The following is a 22,293-nucleotide window of genomic DNA, read 5'->3' as shown; positions in this document are numbered from 1 at the left end:
ATCCTCCTTGTAATCCTTATATCCCCTCGGATGAAGATTGAATTCGAATGCCTGCCGCGGCATATTTGGCCGCGATGTCCGGCGGCAAGCCGGGATCGGTGACGAACAAGCCGATTTCGTCGCAGCGCGCGAACGTAATGAGCGCACTCTTGTCGAATTTGCCGTGGTCGGCCACGCAATACACGGAACGGGCGCATTCGATCAGCACCCGCTTCGGCTCCGCAAGCGCACTCGTATAGATGGACAAGCCGTATTCGAGATGAATGCCGCTCGTGCTGACGAACGACTTGCCGACATTCAGCTTGCGAATGAAAGCGGCCGTCGATTCGCCGACGAGCAGGTTGCGGCTGCGATAGCCGCCCGGAACGACAAGCCGGATATTATCCTTATGCACCAGTTCGCTGATGATGAACAGATCGTTCGTAATGACCGTCAGCGGCATATTGCTTAGTTGGCGCGCCATTTCCAGCGTCGTGCCGCCGCCGTCGAGGGCGATGACGTCGCCTTCTTCCACATGCGTCAACGCCAGTTTGGCGACGCGCGCCTTCTCCGCCAGCGCCTTCGTGTTCGGCGCGCGCGACGGCAGCAAGCCGGCGTCGCTTTCGCGTGCCAGCACGGCGCCGCCATGCACGCGTGCAAGCAGCCCTTTTGCCTCAAGCTCGCCGAGATCGTCGCGAATCGTTTTTCCCGTTACGCCGAGCAGCGCGCTCAGTTCATTAACGGTAACGCTGCGGCGCAGCAGCAGTTGTTCCATAATCATTTCGTGTCGTCTGATAGCCGACATGCGAATCAAGCCTTTCCGAATGCGGCGATCGTTCCGCCGCGGCTTAGCGCAATTCCTGCATCGCTACCGGATCCATGTCGGCGAACACTTGATTCTCGCCAGCCATGCCCCAGATGAACGTATAGTTGCTTGTGCCGACGCCGCTGTGAATCGACCAGCTTGGCGAAATGACGGCTTGTTCGTTGCGCACGACAAGATGGCGCGTTTCTTGCGGCTCGCCCATCATGTGGAACACAACGCCGTCTTCCGGCATTTCAAAATAGAAGTATACTTCCGCGCGGCGGTTATGCGTATGGCAAGGCATCGTGTTCCACATATTGCCCGGCTTCAGCAGCGTCATGCCCATGACGAGCTGGCAGCTCTGGATGCCGGCTTCGTGAATGTATTTGTAAATCGTCCGTTCGTTCGATGTGTTGATGCTGCCGAGATGCTGCGGCGTCGCTTCGCTGATCGGCGATTTCGCCGTCGGGTATTGCTTGTGCGCCGGCGTAGAGTTCAAATAGAAGCGGGCCGGGCTTGCCGCATCGGCGCTTGCAAACGTGACTTCCTTGTTGCCGAGGCCAACATACAAACAGTCGCGGAAGTCCATCTCGTATACGGTGCCGTCAACAGTGACGGAGCCTTTCGGACCGACGTTGATAATGCCGATTTCGCGGCGTTCGAGGAAAAAGGCGGCACCCATTTCTTTCGCGTCGGCGACAAGCGCAACCGGCTCGTTCGTAGGAATTACGCCGCCGGTAATGATGCGGTCAACGTGGCTGTACACGAGCTTCAGTTCGCCGGGCACAAACAAGTCTTCGATCAAATATTCGCTGCGCAGGCGCGTCGTGTCGTACGATTTGGCTTCTGTCGGGTTGGTCGCATAACGGATTTCCATCGGTTCGGTTCCTCCTTGTGGAGCGGCTCGTAGCATGGCCGCTGCTCTCACCCGCTATTGTAGCATTCACGTTTGAAAATGTACACATCGGTTTATTTGGTTCATTTGCGTTCATTTACCGACAAAAACAAAGAGACTGCTTCCTCCCCCTCGCGGGTTCGTAAGCAATCCCTTTGTCCCAAGTAGCATTCCAGCCATTTATATAAACATCCGCAAGGAAGCCCTAGAAACTTCCCGCCCGAATGGTCATACCTGCATGCGGAACGTCTCTTGGATGATGCTGCAGTTGCTTCATGATATGCACCACAATGGCGAATGGTGCAGGCGCTGCCGAAACTTATGGCCCCGATGCTGCCCGGTCCGTCAGCTGGCGCAAATCCAACATCCGCGTGCGGCTTGCGCCGTCTTGCGCCACGATGCGGTAGCTCAGCAAATCGCCTTCCCAGCCAAGCATCTCGGCAAATTCGCCGCCGGCCCAGACGGCGGAACGCAGCTTCTCTTCGCCGCTGGCAGCCGATACGATGACGATGCGCCGCTGGGGATCGATCCGCGCGATGTAGGTGCCGTCCATCGACACCAGCTCCTGCGGCGGAGGCAAATACGCCGGCGCGGCCATCATCATGTTGCCGCCGCCCTCCGCTCCCGGATGCGGAGCAGGAGCCGGAAGCGGCGTCGGCGTGCCATCCCGCTTGGCCGACTTGTCGTTCGCGCCGCCTGCGCCCTTGGCCGATTGTTCCGTGCTGCGCATCACATCGAAGCTGTCGGCGCCGGCAAGCGGAGGCGTTTCGGCCGAAGGCGAATCGGCCGGCGGTTCCCGTTCCGGCTTCGCCGCCGTTGCGTCTTCCGGAGACGGCGTCACGGACGAACTGAAGGTGACCTCGATTTTGCGGTCGGGCGTTTCGATCGCCGCGGGCGTCGGCGTTGCGGCACTCGCTGCCGCCGTGCCGGTCACCGACGTAGACGAAACGGCAGCCGGCGTACTGTTGTTGCTCATATCCGTCATGGCTGAATTGTACGTGATTTCCTGCCGCGTATCGGACGAAGGTTCCTTCGACTTGGCGGCGGGCGCGGCTCCCGAACCGGCTTGCGCTTGCGGCGCAGACGCTTTCTCCGCGTTTGTCGCCATATCGTTCGCGGTATGCTGCGGCAACGTGAGCTGGAACAGCACGATGCCCAGCACGACGGCCGCGGCGGTCAAGCTGCCGGCCAACCGCCACGAAGGCAGAAAGGAGCGGAATCCGCCGGAAGTTGCCGGCTTCCTGCGCACTCCTTCCCCGCCGGCGGGAACGTCCAGTTGTTCAAGCTTCGGCAAAATGGAGTCGACGATGCTGATCGGCGGCACGACTTTGGGCAGCTGCTCCAAATCGTGCGACAGGCGGAGCAAACGTCCGTACAATGCGGCGCATTCGGGGCATGAAGCCAAATGGGCATCCAGCACGGACTGCTCATCTTCCGCCAATTCGCGATCGACCGACAGCTGCATCAGCGTCAGAATAGTTTCGCAAGTCATCCCCGAACACCACCTTTCTGATAATCTTGGAGCAGTTGCTGCAATTGGTGCCGCGCCCGGAACAAATACGATTTGACCGTGTTCAGCGGCAATCCGAGCGAATCGGCAATTTCGTTGTAGGAGAAATCGTGCAAATACCTGAGCACAACGACCGAACGGTGATGCGCCGGCAGTTTGTCGATCGCCTCCTGAATATCTTTGGCGACAAACGTCGAAAGCACTTCATCCTCCACATCGTGAGCTGATGTAAACACCATCTCGTGCTCTTCGATGGACACGCTCGGGCGCTTCTTGCGGAACTTGTCGATGCAGATGTTCGTGACGATCCGCTGCACCCACGTTTTGAACAGCGCCTTCTCCTCATAGGTTTGAATCTTCGTATAAATGCGAATGAGCGCTTCCTGTGCAACGTCGAGCGCATCCTGCTCGTTGCCGAGCATATAGTAAGCGGTTCGGTACACATGCGGTTCGATTTCGCGCAAAAGAGTAACCAAGGCGTCGCGATCGCCCGCCTGGGCAGCTTTGATTAATTCCGTAGCTACCACGGGATCCTCCCCTCTTGCAACTCTATAGACGGCCCCCGGTCCATGAATGTTGCAATTTATGTAGGAAACTAGAATTTCCAATTATTATCAAATCAAATAAATCGCTTCAACTGCAGAAATGAAATGTTGCCCCAGTCTAGCATAGCAAAAATCAGGCAAACAAGTATACCTAAATATAGGCGGGAAAATTAGCATGTTGATGACATTTTCCGCCGCCGTCCCGACTAACGGCGCCTGACCGCATGGCAGGCGTGTAATAGTTGAAAATTCGTCACGGCATACTAATGGAAACCAAGAAAAGAAAGGGCCCAAAACCGATGCTCGATATGCAGTTGATACGGCCAAACACGGTGAAACGTTCCGTAGCGCAAGCGATCCTGGAGCAGCTTGCGTTATGGGGAGTCACACGAATATACGGCGTAGTGGGCGACGCCGTCTTTGGCTTGGCGGACGCTCTTGCGAAACAACAATCGATATCGTTCATTACGGTGAAGCACGAATCGGTTGCCGCCTTGATGGCGTCGGCGGAAGCGAAATGTACGGGACGCCTGGCCGTTTGCCTGTCGCAAATGGGGCCGGGGCTGACCAATCTGCTCACCGGCCTGGGCGATGCCTATATGGATCGAGCGCCTGTGCTGGCGATCACCGGTCAAGCGCCGCTCGACAAGATCGGCACTTCCTATAAACAGAACATCCAGCAGCAGCAACTGGTCCGGGCCGTAGCCGGCTTCACGGAACTGGTCGCTCATCCGGATGCCGCGATGGAAGTTTTGGCACAAGCCATGTATACCTCATTGGTATCCCGTACGGTTTCGCATCTTTCCATCCCGTCGGATCTATTCGCCGCGGAAACGTTGCGACTGCCTGTAGAGCCTCCCCGTCTGCCCGTTTTTGCCGCCAATCCCGAACAGATGCACAAAGCACTTCACATCATGCGTGCCGCCAAACGGCCGATTCTGCTGGTTGGCCGCGGCGCCCGTTCAATGCGGGAACCGGTGCTGAAGCTGGCGGAAATATGGGGAGCCGGTATTGTGAACAGCTACGGTGCGGTTGCGGTCGTACCGGATTCGCACCCTTTCGCATTGAACGGACTCGGTGAAGGCGGGAATCCCCTTGTGCCTGCTTTGCTGCAACAAGCCGATGTCATATTGTCCGTCGAAGCGGATTTGCTGTCGGATTCGTTTATTCCCGCTTCTTCCGTCATCGTGCAGTTGGCCGGGTCGACGAACGAGCTTGCCATCACCCTCCCGACCGCCGCTCCGGTCATCGGCGACATCCATGCCGTCATCGCGTATTGGCTGAAAGGGCTGTCCGGTTTCGCGCCCGATCCGGCCTGGGTCCGACAAATCCAGTCGTGCAAACAAGCATGGCGGACCCGACAAAATACGGAACGGCAATCGTCCGCTTCGCCGCTTGAACCTGCCGCCATCATTCGCATGCTGGAGCGGCAGATCGCCGACGACGCCGTCATCGCGCTCGACGAAGGGGATTCGACCCTTTGGTTTTTGCGCCATTTTCGGGCGGAACAGCAGAACGTTCTGCTTTCGGCGCGCTGGCGGACGATGGGCTTCGGTTTGCCGGCGGCAATGGCGGCCAAATTGATTTTTCCCGATCGGCAAGTCGTTTGCATAACCGGAGACGGCGGCTTGGCCATGGTTATGGCCGATTTGTTGACGGCCGCACGCTGCGGGCTGGCTGTTACCGTCATCGTTTTTCGCAACGATGCGCTGCAGATGGAACGCGACAAAATGATAGCGAAAGGGCAACGCCCGGAAGGGACGGCGTTGACGAATCCCGATTGGGCCAAAGTGGCCGAAGCTTGCGGCTGGAATGGCCTCCGCATCGAACATGCGGAGCAATTGGAGCATGCGCTGGAAGTGGCGCGTGCGTCCGGCCAACCGGCGCTGCTGGACGTATGTACGGCCAACACCCCTCATCCCGACTTGCAAGCCCACTAAACAAGAACAAGGAGATTCCTCCCGATGACCACAACGACAACAAAACCGAACCCTTTGCAACCCGCGCCTCCCTATCCGCTGCAGCACCAGGACCGGCAGCCCGGCGTCGAAACGCTGATGAGCCCCGCGCCCGTTTTTGACAATCCCGCCTATGCCGGAAGCGGCAAACTGAAGGATAAAGTGGCGATCGTCACCGGCGGCGACAGCGGGCAAGGACGCGCTATTGCCGTTGCTTTCGCCAAAGAAGGCGCGGATGTCGTCATCGTCTACTTGGACGAGCACGCGGATGCGGCAGCAACGAAGAACATCGTCGAGCATAAAGGCCGCCGCTGTCTGACGCTCGCCGGCGATATCGGCGGCGAGCCGTTTTGCCGGGAGGCGGTAGAACAGACGGTCCGCCAATTCGGCAAATTGGACATCCTCGTCAACAACGCCGCGGAACAACATGTGCAGCCAAGCTTGGAAACGATAACGTCGGAGCAAATGGAGCGAACGTTCCGGACCAATTTTTTCTCCGTATTCTATATGACGAAAGCGGCGCTGCCTCACATGAAGCCGGGCGGTACGATCGTCAATGCCGCCTCGTTGACGGCCTACGAAGGGAACGAGCAGTTGATCGACTATGCCGCAACCAAGGGGGCGATCGTCGCGTTCACCCGGTCGTTGTCCAAATCGCTGCACCCGCGCGGCATCCGCGTTAACGGCGTCGTCCCCGGCACGATCTGGACACCGCTTATCCCCGCTTCTTTCCCGGCTGAACAAGTGTCCAACTGGGGGACAAAGACGCCGATGAAACGGGCCGGCCAGCCTTACGAAATCGCTCCCGCCTACGTGTATTTGGCCTCCGACGACTCATCCTACGTTTCGGGTCAATTTATTCATGTGACGGGGGGAGTGGTCATGAACGGGTGAACGTCGCCATCTCATACATGTTGATGCTGGCGCACCGGCGGCGGATCGGTTAAAATGAAACATAGGTTTCACAGTCAATTTTTCATCCATTGACCGGCTTTCGACTTGTATGCTACGATGAGGGAGACGGATTTTATAAACCAAGTTTATTTAGGAAAACCAAAGGAATAAAAGGCCGGTGATTCGTTGGACAAAAAATATGCGGTCCCCGCGCTGGAGCGGGCCGATACGATTGTGCAGACGGTCGCGGCCGAGCCGGGCAAGCTGCGCCTGATCGATCTGTCGCGGCGGCTTGGCGTGCACAAAAGCTCGATGTTTTCGCTGCTGCATACGATGGAGGCTCTCGGCTGGCTCGTTCGCGATCCTGGCGATACATACAGCCTCGGGCCTGCAATCGTTCGGTACGGAAGCGCATTCCTCAAGCAGTTTACGCTGCCGGAATGGTTCTACAAGGAGGCGCCGCACTCGATTGCGGCGATCGGGGAAACGCTGCAGCTGGCCCGTCTGGACGGCCGCGACGTGCTGTATTTGGCCAAGCTGGAGGCGCCGTCGCCAATCCGCATCGTGTCCGAGCCGGGCATGCGTTACCCGGCGCATGCGACCGGGCTCGGCAAGGCGTTGCTCGCGGAGCTTGACGAATCGGAGCTTGCGCGACTGTACCCCGAGGAGCGGCTGCCGGCGCTGACGCCATATACGCTCGTCGACCAGGCGGCGTTTCGGCACGATTTGCGGCGCATTCGCGAGACGGGCATCAGCCTCGACTTGCAGGAATCGATCGTCGGCTTCAGTTGTGTCGCCGCCGTCGTGCGCGGCAAGGACGGCGCCGCGGAAGCGGCGGTAAGCTTCACGATGCCGCTGCACCAGTGGGAAGTCAAGCAGGAGGCGGCCAAGGCGGAGATCGCCGATCTTGCTGCGCGATTGTCCGCGCTGATCGGCAACGCCTGACCGGCTCGCAAAATTTTTCAAGGAGGAATTACCATGCGTTTGGCTGACAAAATTATTCTCATCACCGGTTCCGGTTCGGGAATCGGCAAAGCGACGGCGCTGCTGTTCGCCAGCGAAGGAGCGACCGTCATCGTCAACGACCTCTCGGAGGACAACGGCAAAGGAACGGTGCAGGAAATCGAAGCCGCCGGCGGCAAAGCCCGCTTCATCCGCGCCGACGTGACGAACCCGCAGGACGTCGACGCGATGGTGCAGGAAATTATCGGCGCCTACGGCCGCATCGACGTGTTGTTCAACAACGCCGGCATCAGCGGCGTCGGCGCGCTGCACGAGCTGGAAGTCGAACAATGGGACCGCATCATGAGCGTCAACATCAAAGGCGTATTCCTGCCGAGCAAATATGTTGTCAAACACATGATGGAAGCGAAAAGCGGTTCGATCATCAACATGTCGTCCTGCATCGCCGAAATCGGTTTGGGCCGCCGCGCTTCTTACGCCGCGACCAAAGGCGCCGTGCTGGCGCTGACGAAATCGATGCAAGTCGACTACGCGCCGTACGGCATTCGTGTCAATGCGCTGCTGCCGGGCACCATTCTGACCCCGTTCGTCGAAGACTATTTGCGCAAATCTTACGCCGACCCGGAAGCTGGCTACGCCTCGCTTAAGACGCGCCAGCTGAGCGGCGATCTCGGCCGTCCGGAGGACGTGGCCAAAGCGGCGCTGTTCCTCGCTTCCGACGACTCGAAATTTATGATGGGTTCGCCGCTTTATATCGACGGCGGCGTCGTATTCGGCAAAAACGCGTAATGCCCGACTTCCGTTTACCTTACCATTTTCCATACATTGGAGGCCTATTCGCATGAAATTGCTCACATTTATCCAAGGCAACGAATCCCGTCTCGGGATCAAAACGGAACAAGGCGTGCTCGACGTCGCCGCTGCCGCCGCCAAAACCGGCGCAACCGGCGTAGCGACGGAAGTCATGCAAGTGATCGCAGGCGGCGACGCTGCGGTTGCTGCGCTGCAGGCGCTCGCCGACAAGGCGCTGGCGTCCGGCGACTCCTCCCTGCTGCTCGACGAAGCGAAGCTGACCTTCGGCCCAAGCGTCACCGCGCCGAACAAAATCATTTGCGTCGGCCTGAACTACCGCAAGCATGCGGAAGAAACGAATGCGCCGATTCCGCAAACGCCGATTTTGTTCAACAAATTCAACAACACGCTAACCGGCCACGGCGACGATATCCCGCTGCCGCGCACGTCGAACGAAGTCGATTACGAAGTCGAGCTGGTAATCGTAATCGGCAAGACGGCCAAGTATGTCAAAAAAGAAGATGCGCTTGACCACGTCTTCGGCTACGCGACCGTCAACGACGTGTCCGCCCGCGATTTGCAATTGCGCACCCAGCAATGGCTGCTCGGCAAAAGCTGCGACAAATTCAGCCCGCTCGGCCCGTACCTCGTCACCGCCGACGAAGTCGGCAACCCGAACGAGCTGGAGCTGAAATGCACCGTTAACGGCGAAGTGCGCCAGCATTCCAACACGTCGGACATGATCTTCTACTGCGACGAAATCGTCAGCTACATCTCCGACCATATGACACTGGTGCCGGGGGACATCATTTTGACCGGTACGCCGTTCGGCGTTATCCTCGGTTATCCGAAGGAACAACGCGTCTGGCTGAAAGATGGCGACGTCGTCACTGTCGAAGTCGAGAAGCTCGGCGCCTGCACGAACCGCTTCGTGAGCGAAGCGTAATCGGGTATGTTGCCCAAACAGTTCATCAAGCCGATTCGGGCAAGCGATTGCCCGGGTCGGCTTTTTGCTGCGAGGCTGGTTGCTTGTTGGGATGCCGCGGAAATTCCCCATCGTTGTTGCACTCATCAGCCTGGGAGATTGTCAAATAGGCCATCTTTTATTGCCTATTTCGCCTAAACGGGGCAGTCGCCCGGAAATAGCCAATGATTTCACTGGTTATTTGCGAAAAATCCGCTCGAATGGAAGCATTTAGCCCAAATAGCCAGTGTTTTCACTGGCTATTTCCGACGAAAGGGGAAAAATGGCATTAATAAGCAACTTTTTGAGGCCTATTTGGTCGATGTCATTCCCCATCCGAACGTTGGGGCATGATATGCAGCATCGCGTCGCCTCCCTAATAAGAGAAGCAACCAATAATAACGAATTGCCTGCCTTCGCCTAACCCGACACCAACACTTCCGCCTCTGTCCTGCTGCTCCGCCCAGCTCCGCTGACCTGCTCCACTCCACTGTCCAGCTCATTTACCTTGCCACTTTGCCCTGCTCCACTAAACTCTCCTGCCTCTCTGTCCTGCTGCTCCGCCCTGCTCTCTTGCCCCGCTCATCCGTCCTGCCACTATGCCTGCCTCTCTGTCCTATTCCCCGGATCACCCCTTTGTCATGCTCGGCTTTTATTGTCCACGTGCTCCGGCTTCTTCACCCATTGCACAACATTAACGCTTGCAGAGATAAAAACAGCACGGTTCCAGACAAATCCGCTTTCGATCCCGGGGCGTTATACTGGAATGGAAACGAATCGCCAGAGAAGGGAACCGAGGCCATGATCATTCACTCCAGCTTTCCGCGTTACACCGCATACGAACCGCAAGTTCCGGTCTGGTGCATCACGCCGCATGAAGGCCGAAACTTGCACCGCTTCTTCGACACGTCGCCAGTCAGCCCGTCCGGCCGATATATCGCCTTGCTTCGTATGCCGCAGGAGCAGCGGCTGAACGCGCCCGGAGAACAAGCCGACATCGTGCTTGTCGACCTGGCCGCCGGGAAAGAACGCATCGTCGCCCGCACACACGGTTGGGAACCGCAGCTCGGCGCCAATCTCAACTGGGGAACAACCGACAACCAGTTGTATTTCAACGATGTCGAACCCGGCGAATGGGAACCGTTCTGCGTCGAGCTCGACCCGCTCACCGGCAGCCGCAGGCGGCTGGAAGGCGGCATTTACCGCATTTCGCCAGACGGCCGAACGATCATTTCCGCCTGCATGAAACGGATGCGCCGCACCCAATACGGCTACGGCGTGCTCGTCCCGGACGAACTTGTGCCGCGCAATGCCGGGTTCCGCGAAGACGACGGCTTGTACGCGACCGATATCGCCACGGGCCGGCGCAAGCTGCTCGTCTCGATCCGCGACGTGATGGAGCGGGCGCTTTCGGCGATCGATAGAGACGCACACGCGCATAAGGAAATTTACGGCTTCCATTGCAAGTTCAATCCGCAAGGGAACCGGCTGCTGTTTACGATGCGCGGATTCGTTCCCGATGGCGGGGAGCCATGGAACAAGCTGTCGCCGCAAATGGACTTCTGGGTCGTCACGATGCGTCCGGACGGCACGGATATTCGCGTCGCCGTCGGACCGGAGCTGTGGCGCCTGGGCGGCCACCATATCAACTGGTTTCCGGACGGCGAGCATTTGTCGATGAACCTCGGCATCGACGGCGATCGTGTCATGAAGCTGGTCCGCGTGCGCTGCGACGGCACGGACTTGCGCAAAATGACCGACGCGGCGCTCGGCTCCGGCCATCCGACCGTGCACCCGGACGGACGGCATGTGCTCACCGACGCCTACGAACACGAGCCGGTCACGCCGAAGGACGGCACGGTGCCGCTGCGGCTCATCGATCTTGCTGCCGGCACCGAACGGACGCTGGTGCGGATCAATGTCGCCAACCCGGGCACCGCCGTGGCGTCGGCGCTGCGCGTCGACCCGCATCCCGCATGGGCGCCCGACCAGCGCCATATCGTGTTCAACGGCTTCGTGGACGGCACGCGCCGCGTGTTTCTGGCCGATCTGGGCGAAGCGCTGCAAGCGCCGTTTCGCTGAGATCGACGCCAAGTATACTTACGGCGGCAATTTCGTCCGCACGCCAAGCTGCCCGCTGCGGCTGACGCGAATTTGCACTTCCCCGTCAAGGTCCGTCCGTTTCGTTGGGACTTGGTGCAGCGCCAGCCGCTCCGTGACGATCGGCGAAGGATGGCCGTAGCTGTTGCGTGCGCCGACGGAAATGACGGCAAGGCGCGGCTGCCAAAACGACAGCCAGTCGTCGCCGGTCGACGTTTTGCTGCCGTGATGGGCTACTTTGAGCACGTCTACGTCATGTCCCGCAGCGGCGTTGTCATCTTTCAAGCGGCGCAGCACCTCCTGCTCCGCGGCTTGCTCCATATCGCCGGTAAACAGCAAACGCGCGCCCGACATGACAAGCAGAAACACTACCGAAACCCCGTTCTGCTTCGCCTCCCGCTCGATGACCGGCTGCTGCCCGACAAGGGAATCGGCCCGAACCGGATACAGCACTTGCAGTTCGGTGTCGCGATCGAGACGGATCACATCGCCGGCCTGCACCGTATGCAGCGATACGCCTCGCCCGATAGCAGTGCGGAACAGCCGCTCCGCCGTTCCCCCCGGCTTCAGCGTACCGTTGTACAGCAGGCGCGATACCGGCAGTTGCTCGACAACCGCCTGCAGCCCGCCGATATGGTCGGCGTCCTCATGCGAAACGACAACAAAATCGAGCCGGTGTACGCCGCGCTGTTTCAGCAGCGGAACGAGCAGCTTCGCGCCTACCTCGTATTCGTTCGCGCGGCGCTTCCACTCCTCTCCCGGCTTGCGGAAGCTGAGCGTGCCGCCGCCGTCCACCAACACGTGTTTGCCTTCCGGCGTGCGGATCAGAATCGCGTCGCCTTGTCCGACGTCGATCACCTGCACCAGTCCTTCTCCCCGCTGCAGCAAGGCCGGCTTATAAGCGTACAACAGCAGCAGCACGGCTGCCGCAACGCAGCAGGCGACGGACCGGCCGCCTTTGCGCCGCTGCGGCAGCGGAGGCGCGCCCGCTTCCGCAGGCGGAAGCATGGCCAATTCGGCGGCGGTTGGCGCGGCATGACGCCGCTCCAGCAAGCGCAGCAGCAGCGCCAGCAAACCGAAATACGCCAACAGCCACCAGAGCGGCGGTGTCGGCCACACCATTTGGAACTTTCGCCAGCTCTCCATCGTTTCGACGGTGCCAAACGTCAGCCCGTTCAGCCATACGACCGGCCATGCCAGAGCGCCGCCGAGCGCAGGAGACAGGGCGCCCAGCAGCAGCGCGGCCGATCCGACCGGCGTGACGATGAAGCTGATGAGCGGCACGAGCAGCAAATTGGCCGGCCATGACAGGATGGAGTATTGGTTGAAATAATAAATCGTCAGCGGAAATGAAACGAGCTGCGAGACAATCGTTACCGCCAGCGCGCCGCGCCAAACCGCACTGCGAACCGGCAGCAAGCTGCCGACGCGGGAGACGCCGACGATCAGGCCGATTGTGACCAGGAACGACAACTGGAAACCGACATCGAGCAAATAGTACGGATTCCAAAGCAGCATCGCCCAACCGACGATGCAGACAAGATGCAAGCCGTCGCTCAGCAGCTGCTTGCGCGCGGCCCACAGCGCCAGCATCGTCATCAGCCCGGCACGGACGACCGAAGGCGACGCCCCCGTCAGCAAAATATAAAACGGCAGCGTCCACATCGCCGTCAGCAATACCGTTTCGCGCACGAGACCGAACCGGCGCAGCACCCACACGAAGCAGCCGACGAATACGGCGACGTGCAAGCCGGAAATGGCCAGCACGTGCGTCAACCCAAGCCGTGAGAAACGCGCGTACTGCTCCGGATCGAAATCGTCGCGCAAGCCAAGCAGCAAGCCTTTCATATAGCCCGCTTGCGAGGGCGGGAACAGCACGTCGATACGGTCGCCGAGCCAGGCGCGGAGCCGGTCGGCCGTCCGCAGCAAGCCCGCAGCATCCCATCGATGCCCCTTTACTGCATCGACCGACACCACGCCTTTGGCCGTCAATTGCCAATGGATATGCTGCCGGTGCAAATAGGCGCGATAATCGAATGCGCCAAAATTGCGCGCTTCGGACGGCAGCAGCAGCGTCCCGGCGACGACCGCCGCATCTCCGCGTTCCCAGCCGGCGACGATGGCCTGATCGTCCTGCTCCAGCAGCCGGATCGAAACTTGCAGCTTCTCGACGCCGGCAAGCGGCACGCTCGCCCCTTCCGTCTCCAGCCGCTTCGCCTTCAGGACGAACGTGGCCCGGTCGCCGTCCACTTCGACCGGCGACACGATCGTGCCGGCAACTACGGCCGCGCTGCCGTCGGCCACAAAATCCGGAATGACGGATCGGTTCGTTCCGTCGCCATAGCGGAAATACGCGCAAGCGGCACAACCGATCAACACGATCGTCAGCGCGTGCCGACCGCGAAACGGCACAAGCAAACGGCCGACCGCAAGCCCGATCAGCACAAGCACAAGCGCAAGCGTCGCCCGCCAGTCCGGCAGCGCATAAGCCACTGCCGAACCGGCTGTCCAGGCCGCCGCTCCCCAAACGATCGGGCGCTTCATCCGTCTCTCTCCTTTCGCTTCCGGCCCAACAAAAAAAAGAACCTCATTCCCGTTAACGGGTCATGAGGTTCTTCCTCCTGGTAAAACCGATCAATTGACGACTTCCTCGGCAGCCCCCGGCGGCGGCTCGTAGGCAGGCAGCCTCCGGAACACGATGCCGCGCTCCTGCATCAGCACTTCCACCTTGTCCTGATCCTTGGGGTATGCCCGGTGATAAACGATTTCCGCAACGCCGCTGTTGGCAAGCATGTTGGCGCATGTCCAGCAAGGCTGGTCGGTCACGTACACCGTCGAACCTTCCCGGTCGCTGCGGTCGGTGAACAGCAGCAGGTTCTGCTCCGCATGGATCGTGCGGATGCACCGCTCCTTCTTCACCATGCGCTCCTCGCCGTCGTCCGACTGCAGCTCATACTCCAGGGCCAGCATGCAGCCCGCTTCGCTGCAATCCGGCACGCCCATCGGCGCCCCGTTATAGGCGGTGCCGAGCAGCTTCTTGCCCTGCACGAGCACCGCGCCCACATGGCGGCGGGGGCACTGCGACCGCGTCGACGCCATATAAGCGATGTCGAGAAAATACGTATCCCAATCTTTGCGGACTGTCATGCCCATTCCCACCTGCAATCAATTCTGGCTGGCCGCAATCGCTTGCCCCAGATCGAATAAAATATCGCCGATACCTTCCGTGCCGACCGACAGACGAACCATGCCCGGCGTCACGCCTGCCGACAATTGCTCGTCGTCGCTCAATTGCGAATGCGTGGTGCTGGCCGGATGAATAATCAGCGACTTCGAATCGCCGACGTTGGCCAGATGCGAGAACAGTTTAACCGCGTCGATCAGCTTGCGGCCGGCCTCCACGCCGCCCTTGATGCCGAAGGTGAGCATCGCTCCTTGCCCGTGCGGCATGTATTTTTGAGCCAATTCATAGGACGGATGGCTGGCCAAACCTGGATAGTTGACCCATTCGACGGCATCGTGGCTCTCCAGGAATTGCGCAACGGCCATAGCGTTCGAGCTGTGACGCTCCATCCGCAGATGCAGCGTCTCCAGCCCTTGCAGCAGTTGGAACGAATTGAACGGCGAAATTGCGGCGCCCATGTCGCGAAGCAATTGGACGCGCGCTTTGATGATATAGGCGATCGGTCCGACGGCTTCCGTGTAGACGACGCCGTGGTAGCTCGGGTCCGGTTCGGTCAAGCCCGGGAACTTGCCGCTCGACTTCCAGTCGAACGTGCCGCCGTCGACGATGATGCCGCCGATCGACGTGCCGTGGCCGCCGATGAACTTGGTCGCGGAGTGAACGACGACGTCGGCGCCGTGTTCGATCGGGCGAAGCAGGTACGGGCTCGGGAATGTATTGTCAACGATGAGCGGAATGCCGTTGTCGTGGGCGATGGCGGCAACGGCGGCAATATCGAGCACGTCGCCTTTCGGGTTGCCTACGGTTTCCGCGTACAGGGCCTTCGTTTTGTCCGTGATGGCGCGGCGGAAGTTTTCCGGGTCGGCCGGATCGACGAACTTGACCGTCAAGCCGAGTTTCGGCAGCGTCGTCGAGAACAAGTTGTAAGTGCCGCCGTACAAGCTCGAGGCGGACACGATCTCGTCGCCGGAACCCGCGATATTGAGCAGCGAATAGGTAATGGCGGCTTGTCCGGACGCGGTAGCCAGCGCGGCGGCTCCGCCTTCCAGCGCGGCGACCCGCTTCTCGAACACGTCCGTCGTAGGGTTCATCAATCGTGTATAAATGTTGCCGAATTCCTTCAGCGCAAACAGGTTCGCGGCATGTTCCGAGTCGCGGAACCCGTAGGAAGTCGTCTGGTACAGCGGAACGGCACGCGACATCGTCGTCGGGTCGATTTCCTGCCCGGCGTGCACGGCCAACGTATCGAGTGAAAGCTTGCGGGATTCAGTCATGAGTACAATCAATCCTCCATTATTGGATTCGTTTTCTTGTCTATTGTCGCATATTTGCCGGGATTAGAAAAGGCGGACATGCCCGATTCACAAGGCGATCAACGGCTGCAGCCTTTCGTATGTTTTGGGGCCGATGCCCTTGACCTTCATCAGGTCGTCCGGCTTCTTGAAGCCGCCGTTTTTCGTGCGGTAGTCGACGATCGCCTGCGCCTTGCTCGGGCCGATCCCCGGCAAGCTCATAAGCGCCTGCAAGGAGGCGCTGTTGAGCCGCACTTTGCCGGCAGCGGCAGCGGCCGAATCGGATGCCGCCGGTACAGGCGTCGTTTCCGGCGGCGTCTCCGTCAACGCGCCTGCCGCCGGGTCCGGCACGGCAGAGGCGGCAGCCGAAGCTGTCGCCTCCTGTCCCTCTGCCGGTGTCGGCGTCGCCGGTTTGACGGCGGCAGTTGGCGCAGCGGCCGATTGGCCGTCAAGCAGCTGCCGCATCTGCGCATTGTCCGGCGCAAGCTTGTCCCAGCCGCTCCTGGACGGAAGCGGCGCATGTACGGACACGAACCAGAGCAAACCTGCGACAATCGCCGCTCCCGCCCACATCAGCACGCTTTTGCGATGGAATCCCCATTCCAGCAGCCTTTTCAACCGATCTTCGATCGTCGACAGCAACAATCCTGCTCCTTTCCCTGACGAGCGGGCGCAATGCCCGCAAGAATGCAAAAAAACCGCCAAGCATCCACAAACCGTGGATGAAGGCGGTGCTTCCGCATTTCCAAATGTTTCCGTCATTATAACACGGCAGCATCCGTTAATCAAGCCGCCCTTTTCCCGCTCTTTTTCCGCTCCTCCTCGCCCTTTCCCTTAATCTCAGCACATAATCGGACGGGTCGACGCATATAGTGGGAAGAAGCCGGGTTCCGTTTTGACGAATTTCGCGACAAGAAGGGCGTATTCCCCATGTCAACTTCCGCCCTTTTCAATAGAATGGAATGCAGGAGCGGCAATGCGTTCAAGCCGCTTGGGCAAGTAGCTCGCATGAGCAGGAGGTGGCCGGCATGCAGGTCGGGTTTATCGGAACAGGAAGCATGGGGACGATCTTGATCGAATCGCTGCTCAAAGCCGGCGTGCTTGCCCCTCGTCACATTACGGCCGCCAACCGGACGGCGCGCAAAGCGGAGCAGCTCGCCGAGCGGTACCCCGGCATGCGCGTCGCTTATTCGAACGCCGAAGCGGCGGAAGGCAACGATATCGTCTTCCTGTGCATCAAGCCTCATGAGTTCCGGACTGTGCTGAAAGAAATCAAACGCACGGTGAACGACCGGCAAATCGTCGTGTCGATTACGAGCCCGGTGACGATCGGCAGCCTGGAAAGCTGGCTGCCGGCAAAAATCGCCAAAGTCATTCCCAGCATTACGAACTACATGCTGAGCGGCGCCCTGCTCTGCATGTACGGCGAACGTTTGTCGCCGGCCGACATCGCCGGCCTGGAGCGGCTGCTGTCCGCCATCGGACGTCCCGTGCAGGTGAACGAACGCTTTACCCGGGTCAGTTCCGACATTTCGAGCTGCGGACCGGCCTTCTTCTCCTTCCTGCTGCAGAAATTTATCGATGCCGCCGCAGTGGAAACGGGCATTCCCCGCGCCGAGGCGGAGCGGCTCGCCTGCGAAATGCTGCGCGGCACCGGCACGCTGCTGACGGAGGGCGGCTTGTCGCCGGAAGACGTGCAGTACCGCGTCGCCGTACCGGGCGGCATCACGGCCAAGGGGCTCAAGCTGATGGAGGAAAGCGTCGGCGACTTGTTTCACCGGCTAATCGGCATTACCCATGCCAAATATTACGATGAAATGGAAAGAGCGGCTTCCAGTCTGGACTCGTCATCCGACTGAAAGCCGCTTTTTTTTGGTTTAGCCGACGACCAGGTTCACCAGCTTGCCCTTGACCGCAATCGTCTTGCGGATCGTCTTTCCCGCAATCGCATCCTTCACTTTATCGAGCGACAACGCCTGCTCCTGCATCGCCGCTTCTTCCAAATCTTTCGGAATGGACAAGCGGTCGACAATTTTGCCGTTCACTTGCACGACGATTTCGACCTCGTTGTCCACCGTCCACGCCACATCGTAAACCGGCCACGGCTCGTAAGAGACGGACTCGCCGTTGCCGAGCCGCTCCCACAGCTCTTCGGCGATGTGCGGGGCAATCGGCGACAGCATCTGCACGAAATGGCGCATCGCCGCCTTCGGCAGCACATCCGTTTTGTACGCCTCGTTGACGAAAATCATCAGTTGGCTGATCGCCGTGTTGAACCGCAGCGCTTCGTAATCTTCGGTCAGCTTCTTGATCGTTTTGTGCCAGGTGCGCTTGAACGACTCGCTGACGCCTTGCTCGCTGTCCGCGATTTTGCCCTGCAGCGCGCCTTCACCGTCGACGAACAGGCGCCAGACGCGGTTCAGGAACCGGTAAATGCCTTCCACGCCGCTAACGTTCCACGGCTTCGTCGCCTCCAGCGGTCCCATGAACATTTCGTACATGCGCAGCGTGTCGGCCCCGAATTCGCCGACGATTTCGTCCGGATTGATGACGTTGCCGCGCGACTTGCTCATCTTTTCGTTGTTTTCGCCGAGAATCATGCCCTGGTTGACCAGCTTGTGGAACGGCTCCTTCGTCGACACGACGCCCAGGTCGTACAGCACCTTGTGCCAGAAGCGCGCGTACAGCAAGTGCAGCACGGCATGTTCGGCGCCGCCGATGTACAAGTCGACCGGCAGCCACTTCTTCTGCAGCTCGGGCGAACACAGCGCTTCGTCGTTGTGCGGATCGATGAACCGCAGATAATACCAGCAGCTTCCCGCCCATTGCGGCATCGTGTTCGTTTCGCGCCGCGCCTTGTTGCCTGTCTCCGGATCAATGGTATTGACCCACTCCGGCACGGTGGCCAGCGGCGATTCGCCCGTTCCCGAAGGGGTGATGTGCTCCACTTCCGGCAGCACGAGCGGCAGCTGATCGATCGGCACCGGCTTCATCGTGCCGTCTTCCAGATGCAGGATCGGGATCGGTTCGCCCCAATAGCGCTGACGGCTGAACAACCAATCGCGCAGCCGGTACGTCACCTTGCCTTCGCCTTTGCCGTTCTGCTCCAGCCAGTCGATCATCGTTGCGATCGCCTGCTCGTTGCGCTGCCCGTCGAGGAAGCTCGAATTGACGTGTTCGCCGTCGCCGGCATACGCTTCCTTGGACAAGTCGCCGCCTTTGACCACTTCGACAATCGGCAGCTCATATTGCTTCGCGAACGCGTAGTCGCGCTCGTCGTGGCCCGGAACCGCCATAATCGCGCCCGTGCCGTAGCCGGCCAGCACGTAATCGGCAATCCATACCGGCACTTTGCCGCCGCCCACCGGATTGACCGCGTACGCGCCGGTGAAGACGCCGGACTTCTCCTTGGCGAGGTCGGTGCGCTCCAGATCGCTCTTGCGCGAAGCCCGCTCGCGGTACTCCTCGACCGCCTGGCGCTGCGCGTCCGTGGTGATGCGCGCGACCAGCTCATGCTCCGGAGCCAGCACGCAATACGTCGCCCCGAACAACGTGTCGGGCCGTGTCGTGAAGACCGTGATCGCGTCGCCCGCCGCGCCGCCGTCGATCGCAAACGTCACTTCGGCGCCCTTCGACTTGCCGATCCAGTTGCGCTGCATGTCCTTGATGCTTTCCGACCAGTCCAGCTCCTCCAAGTCCTCGAGCAGCCGCTCGGCGTACGCCGTAATTTTCAGAATCCACTGGCGCATCGGCTTGCGGATAACCGGATGGTTGCCGCGTTCGCTCAGGCCGTTGATGACTTCTTCGTTCGCCAGCACCGTGCCGAGCGCCGGGCACCAGTTGACCGGCACTTCGTCGACATAAGCAAGTCCCTTGTTGTACAGCTGGATAAAAATCCACTGCGTCCACTTGTAGTAATCGGGGTCGGTCGTGCTGAATTCGCGGTCCCAATCGTACGAAAAACCGAGCGACTTGATCTGGCGGCGGAAATTGTTGATGTTCTCCGCGGTAATTTCGCGCGGATGCCGCCCCGTCTGCAGCGCATATTGTTCGGCCGGCAAGCCGAACGCGTCCCAGCCCATCGGATGCAGCACGTTGTAGCCGCGCATCCGCTTGAAGCGCGACACGATGTCCGTCGCCGTATATCCTTCCGGATGGCCGACATGCAGGCCGGCGCCCGATGGATACGGGAACATGTCGAGCGCGTAAAACTTCGGCAGCGCGTCGTTGTCCAGCACGCGGAACGTTTTCTTCTCATCCCAATGCCGCTGCCACTTCGGTTCGATCGCAAGCGGATTGTATCCTTGCTCTTTCGTCTCCTGACTCATCGGTAACCCTCCTAAAAAATTAAAAACCTCCGTCCTCCAGCCGCAACGGCTAGGGACGAGAGGTTATATTCCCGTGGTACCACCCTAGTTAACGCCCCGCATCGACAAAATCGACCATGGGCTTGCGCCCATCGAACGGGATCGTTCACTCTGAAGCCCTTAACGCGGGCCAATCGATCCGGCTGGACCGGTGTGCGCGACTTGTTTCGTCGCCGACCGGCATTCACCATCATCGCTCCAAGGCGAGTTCGCGCCATCCGTCTGCCGGCTTCCACCCGTTCACCGGCTCTCTGCGAAACGCAGCGGGCACTACTGCTCCTTATCATCACGTAACATAATATGACGTTCGTAATGCTTATGATTATAAAAATGATCGCCTGATGTGTCAAGTTTTTCCGAAATGGGACCGCTTCATACGCCGGAATTCGCCTCCCCCGATCCGTCCGTTCCCTCCCGGCTCGTCAAGAGAATGAATTGCTTGAGCAATTCGTCGTATTCGTCCGTAACAAAATCAAGCGCGTCAAGCAAATCGTTGCGCTCCAGCTCCAGCTTCCCCCACTTCTCGACAATGTCGGGCATCCAGCGGAACGCAAGCTCATTGGCAATCGTGTGGGACAAACAATCGTGCTCCAGCACCTGCAGCGACTCCTGAATCGCCGGCAGCTTGGCGGCATATCCCCGGATCGTTTCCGACATCGGCAAGTTCCTCCCCTGACGGTGCGCGTGGTATAATTTAAACGATAACCTAATCAAATTGTAACACATGGTTTACATATTGTAAACCGAAACTTTCCATTCTGGGATGTGGGTCGAATGAGCGGAAGCAAGGAACTCGGACATCTGCTTCGCGAGCTGAGGGGCAAACAATCGCTGCGGCAGGCAAGCGCCAAAACGGGGATCAGCCATACATACCTGGGGATCATCGAAAAAGGAGCCGACGCCCGCTCGGGCAACCCGGTCAAGCCGACGCCGGAAACGCTGAAATCGCTTTCCGACGCTTACGGCTATCCCTATGCTTCGCTGCTGGAAGCGGCCGGTTACCTCCGCGAACCGGGGGCCGGCTACGAGGCCGGGACGACTCCGCCGGCGGAGCGGGAGAATTTGGCGCTGGAGCAGCTGCCCGCGCGAACGAACGTAACGTTCCGCGGGCGGCAGCTGACGGCGGCGGAGAAACGCAAAATCGTCGACATGCTCGACGTCATGTTCGGCAGCTGAGTTATTTGCGGGCGACGAAAAACGCCCGTTCCGTACGTTCGTTCGCCGGCCGGAACGTAAAATCGGCAAACGTCTCGACGTCGCGAAACCCGGCTCGCGCCAGTTCGCGGGCCAGCCAATCGGGCGGGTAGGCGCGCTGCACGTGCATTTCTTCGATTCGGCTAAACCGGCCGTCGGCGCCGTCGCGGACGAATATGCTGAGCTGATGCTCCAGCTCGAGGCGCGTCTCGTCCAGCTCGCATGTCCATATGTAAGCGATATCGTCTTCGTCGAGCACGAACGGCTGATGCAGCGCGTACTCCTGCAGCTTGCGCGGCGTATGCGCGTCGAACAGAAACGACCCGCCCGGCCCGAGCGCCTCGTACGCCCGCGCGAAAGCTTGGCGAATATCGTCCTCTTCGAGCAAATAGTTCAGGCAATCGCAGAAGCAGATCACGGCATCCGCCGGCTGCGCGGCTTCCCAATCGCGCATATCCTGCTGCTGCCACGCCACCGAACCGCCGGCTGCCGCCATACGCTCCTTGACGGCCGGCGAAGACGCCTTGTCGTGCGCCACGGCCAGCATATGCTCCGACAGGTCGATGCCGGTTACCGCATAGCCGTACTCGGCCAGCGGAATCGCCACATTCCCGGTGCCGCAGCCAAGATCGACGACCGTACGCGGCTTGCCCGTCCGGCTCCATACCGCTTCGGCCCATTGCCGCCACTCGCCGTACGGCATGTCCTCCATCAGCCGGTCGTACCAATACGCAAATTGGCCGTAAGCCATAAGATTTCCTCCTTGCATAACCGGATTAACGACAAAAGCGGCCCTGCAGGCCGCCAGCTTGCCCGTTCCCCCTTCCGGCGCGGGGCCGGAAAGGTCACAA

19 protein-coding genes are annotated in these 22,293 nt (G+C 59.8%); 8 read left to right on the top strand and 11 right to left on the bottom strand.

Features of this window, described 5'->3' with window-relative positions:
* Window positions 1–16 precede the first annotated feature (16 nt).
* From EXY20_RS00745 to EXY20_RS00730, 4 genes are all read right to left on the bottom strand, one after another.
* Window positions 17–784, bottom strand: coding sequence for a DeoR/GlpR family DNA-binding transcription regulator (locus EXY20_RS00745; protein WP_135546606.1), 768 nt, complete (start codon window positions 782–784; stop codon window positions 17–19).
* Window positions 785–827: 43 nt separating this feature from the next.
* Window positions 828–1,661, bottom strand: a complete 834-nt coding sequence (kduI, locus tag EXY20_RS00740; protein WP_135546604.1) for a 5-dehydro-4-deoxy-D-glucuronate isomerase — start codon at window positions 1,659–1,661, stop codon at window positions 828–830.
* A 337-nt stretch (window positions 1,662–1,998) separates the two neighbouring features.
* On the bottom strand, window positions 1,999–3,171 hold the full coding sequence (locus EXY20_RS00735; protein WP_135546602.1) for a zf-HC2 domain-containing protein: 1,173 nt from the start codon (window positions 3,169–3,171) through the stop codon (window positions 1,999–2,001).
* Entirely contained in the window at window positions 3,168–3,716 is a 549-nt protein-coding gene (locus EXY20_RS00730; RefSeq protein WP_135546600.1) for an RNA polymerase sigma factor, read from the bottom strand. The genes EXY20_RS00735 and EXY20_RS00730 overlap by 4 nt, the downstream gene beginning before the upstream one ends.
* Window positions 3,717–4,066: 350 nt before the next feature.
* On the opposite strand from EXY20_RS00730, the gene EXY20_RS00725 reads away from it, so the two are divergent.
* From EXY20_RS00725 to EXY20_RS00700, 6 genes are all read left to right on the top strand, one after another.
* Complete coding sequence (locus EXY20_RS00725) at window positions 4,067–5,674, top strand: thiamine pyrophosphate-binding protein (RefSeq protein ID WP_235885299.1); 1,608 nt, start codon at window positions 4,067–4,069, stop codon at window positions 5,672–5,674.
* Window positions 5,675–5,698: 24 nt separating this feature from the next.
* A complete protein-coding gene (locus EXY20_RS00720) occupies window positions 5,699–6,586 on the top strand; it encodes an SDR family oxidoreductase (RefSeq protein ID WP_135546596.1) in 888 nt (295 codons plus the stop codon).
* A 186-nt stretch (window positions 6,587–6,772) separates the two neighbouring features.
* Window positions 6,773–7,531: an IclR family transcriptional regulator gene (locus EXY20_RS00715; RefSeq protein ID WP_135546594.1), complete on the top strand. Its 759-nt coding sequence runs from the start codon at window positions 6,773–6,775 to the stop codon at window positions 7,529–7,531.
* Window positions 7,532–7,564: 33 nt separating this feature from the next.
* Window positions 7,565–8,338 carry an SDR family NAD(P)-dependent oxidoreductase gene (locus EXY20_RS00710; protein ID WP_135546592.1) on the top strand — a complete coding sequence of 258 codons (774 nt, stop codon included), beginning with the start codon at window positions 7,565–7,567 and terminating at the stop codon, window positions 8,336–8,338.
* A gap of 52 nt (window positions 8,339–8,390) precedes the next feature.
* On the top strand, window positions 8,391–9,287 hold the full coding sequence (locus tag EXY20_RS00705) for a fumarylacetoacetate hydrolase family protein (protein WP_135546590.1): 897 nt from the start codon (window positions 8,391–8,393) through the stop codon (window positions 9,285–9,287).
* Between the two features lie 819 nt (window positions 9,288–10,106).
* Entirely contained in the window at window positions 10,107–11,387 is a 1,281-nt protein-coding gene (locus EXY20_RS00700) for a TolB-like translocation protein (protein WP_135546587.1), read from the top strand.
* Window positions 11,388–11,405: 18 nt separating this feature from the next.
* Here the strand turns inward: EXY20_RS00700 and EXY20_RS00695 are convergent, their stop codons facing one another.
* From EXY20_RS00695 to EXY20_RS00680, 4 genes are all read right to left on the bottom strand, one after another.
* Window positions 11,406–13,949 carry a ComEC/Rec2 family competence protein gene (locus EXY20_RS00695; RefSeq protein WP_135546585.1) on the bottom strand — a complete coding sequence of 848 codons (2,544 nt, stop codon included), beginning with the start codon at window positions 13,947–13,949 and terminating at the stop codon, window positions 11,406–11,408.
* 90 nt (window positions 13,950–14,039) lie between these two features.
* A complete protein-coding gene (locus tag EXY20_RS00690; protein WP_135546583.1) occupies window positions 14,040–14,552 on the bottom strand; it encodes a deoxycytidylate deaminase in 513 nt (170 codons plus the stop codon).
* A gap of 18 nt (window positions 14,553–14,570) precedes the next feature.
* Entirely contained in the window at window positions 14,571–15,863 is a 1,293-nt protein-coding gene (locus EXY20_RS00685) for a homocysteine synthase (protein ID WP_135546581.1), read from the bottom strand.
* 87 nt (window positions 15,864–15,950) lie between these two features.
* The gene (locus EXY20_RS00680) at window positions 15,951–16,523 is read right to left on the bottom strand and encodes a ComEA family DNA-binding protein (protein WP_167858919.1); all 573 of its coding nucleotides are present in this window, start codon (window positions 16,521–16,523) and stop codon (window positions 15,951–15,953) included.
* A gap of 320 nt (window positions 16,524–16,843) precedes the next feature.
* On the opposite strand from EXY20_RS00680, the gene comER reads away from it, so the two are divergent.
* Window positions 16,844–17,740, top strand: a complete 897-nt coding sequence (gene comER, locus EXY20_RS00675; protein ID WP_268965872.1) for a late competence protein ComER — start codon at window positions 16,844–16,846, stop codon at window positions 17,738–17,740.
* A gap of 18 nt (window positions 17,741–17,758) precedes the next feature.
* Here the strand turns inward: comER and leuS are convergent, their stop codons facing one another.
* Both leuS and EXY20_RS00665 read right to left on the bottom strand, forming a co-directional pair.
* Window positions 17,759–20,209, bottom strand: coding sequence for a leucine--tRNA ligase (gene leuS / locus EXY20_RS00670; protein WP_135546575.1), 2,451 nt, complete (start codon window positions 20,207–20,209; stop codon window positions 17,759–17,761).
* A 411-nt stretch (window positions 20,210–20,620) separates the two neighbouring features.
* Window positions 20,621–20,905: a hypothetical protein gene (locus EXY20_RS00665; protein WP_135546573.1), complete on the bottom strand. Its 285-nt coding sequence runs from the start codon at window positions 20,903–20,905 to the stop codon at window positions 20,621–20,623.
* Window positions 20,906–21,022: 117 nt separating this feature from the next.
* Here EXY20_RS00665 and EXY20_RS00660 point away from each other — a divergent pair, with 117 nt between their 5' ends.
* Complete coding sequence (locus EXY20_RS00660) at window positions 21,023–21,424, top strand: helix-turn-helix domain-containing protein (protein WP_135546571.1); 402 nt, start codon at window positions 21,023–21,025, stop codon at window positions 21,422–21,424.
* A gap of 1 nt (window position 21,425) precedes the next feature.
* Here the strand turns inward: EXY20_RS00660 and EXY20_RS00655 are convergent, their stop codons facing one another.
* Window positions 21,426–22,193 (bottom strand): class I SAM-dependent DNA methyltransferase, encoded by a 768-nt coding sequence (locus EXY20_RS00655; RefSeq protein WP_135546569.1) that lies wholly within the window; start codon window positions 22,191–22,193, stop codon window positions 21,426–21,428.
* Window positions 22,194–22,293 lie beyond the last annotated feature (100 nt).

It is taken from the genome of Paenibacillus cymbidii (assembly GCF_004764705.1).
In the GTDB taxonomy this organism is placed as follows: Bacteria; Bacillota; Bacilli; order Paenibacillales; family NBRC-103111; genus Paenibacillus_AN; species Paenibacillus_AN cymbidii.
This window is presented reverse-complemented; position numbering and strand designations above follow the sequence as displayed.

Excerpts from the sequence above, each read along its gene's own strand:
- EXY20_RS00745 (WP_135546606.1), bottom strand. The coding sequence starts at position 784 with ATGTCGGCTATCAGACGACACGAAATGATTATGGAACAACTGCTGCTG.
- kduI (WP_135546604.1), bottom strand. The coding sequence starts at position 1,661 with ATGGAAATCCGTTATGCGACCAACCCGACAGAAGCCAAATCGTACGAC.
- EXY20_RS00735 (WP_135546602.1), bottom strand. The coding sequence starts at position 3,171 with ATGACTTGCGAAACTATTCTGACGCTGATGCAGCTGTCGGTCGATCGC.
- EXY20_RS00720 (WP_135546596.1), top strand. The coding sequence starts at position 5,699 with ATGACCACAACGACAACAAAACCGAACCCTTTGCAACCCGCGCCTCCC.
- EXY20_RS00710 (WP_135546592.1), top strand. The coding sequence starts at position 7,565 with ATGCGTTTGGCTGACAAAATTATTCTCATCACCGGTTCCGGTTCGGGA.
- EXY20_RS00705 (WP_135546590.1), top strand. The coding sequence starts at position 8,391 with ATGAAATTGCTCACATTTATCCAAGGCAACGAATCCCGTCTCGGGATC.
- EXY20_RS00700 (WP_135546587.1), top strand. The coding sequence starts at position 10,107 with ATGATCATTCACTCCAGCTTTCCGCGTTACACCGCATACGAACCGCAA.
- EXY20_RS00695 (WP_135546585.1), bottom strand. The coding sequence starts at position 13,949 with ATGAAGCGCCCGATCGTTTGGGGAGCGGCGGCCTGGACAGCCGGTTCG.
- EXY20_RS00690 (WP_135546583.1), bottom strand. The coding sequence starts at position 14,552 with ATGACAGTCCGCAAAGATTGGGATACGTATTTTCTCGACATCGCTTAT.
- EXY20_RS00685 (WP_135546581.1), bottom strand. The coding sequence starts at position 15,863 with ATGACTGAATCCCGCAAGCTTTCACTCGATACGTTGGCCGTGCACGCC.
- comER (WP_268965872.1), top strand. The coding sequence starts at position 16,844 with ATGCAGGAGCGGCAATGCGTTCAAGCCGCTTGGGCAAGTAGCTCGCAT.
- leuS (WP_135546575.1), bottom strand. The coding sequence starts at position 20,209 with ATGAGTCAGGAGACGAAAGAGCAAGGATACAATCCGCTTGCGATCGAA.
- EXY20_RS00665 (WP_135546573.1), bottom strand. The coding sequence starts at position 20,905 with ATGTCGGAAACGATCCGGGGATATGCCGCCAAGCTGCCGGCGATTCAG.
- EXY20_RS00660 (WP_135546571.1), top strand. The coding sequence starts at position 21,023 with ATGAGCGGAAGCAAGGAACTCGGACATCTGCTTCGCGAGCTGAGGGGC.
- EXY20_RS00655 (WP_135546569.1), bottom strand. The coding sequence starts at position 22,193 with ATGGCTTACGGCCAATTTGCGTATTGGTACGACCGGCTGATGGAGGAC.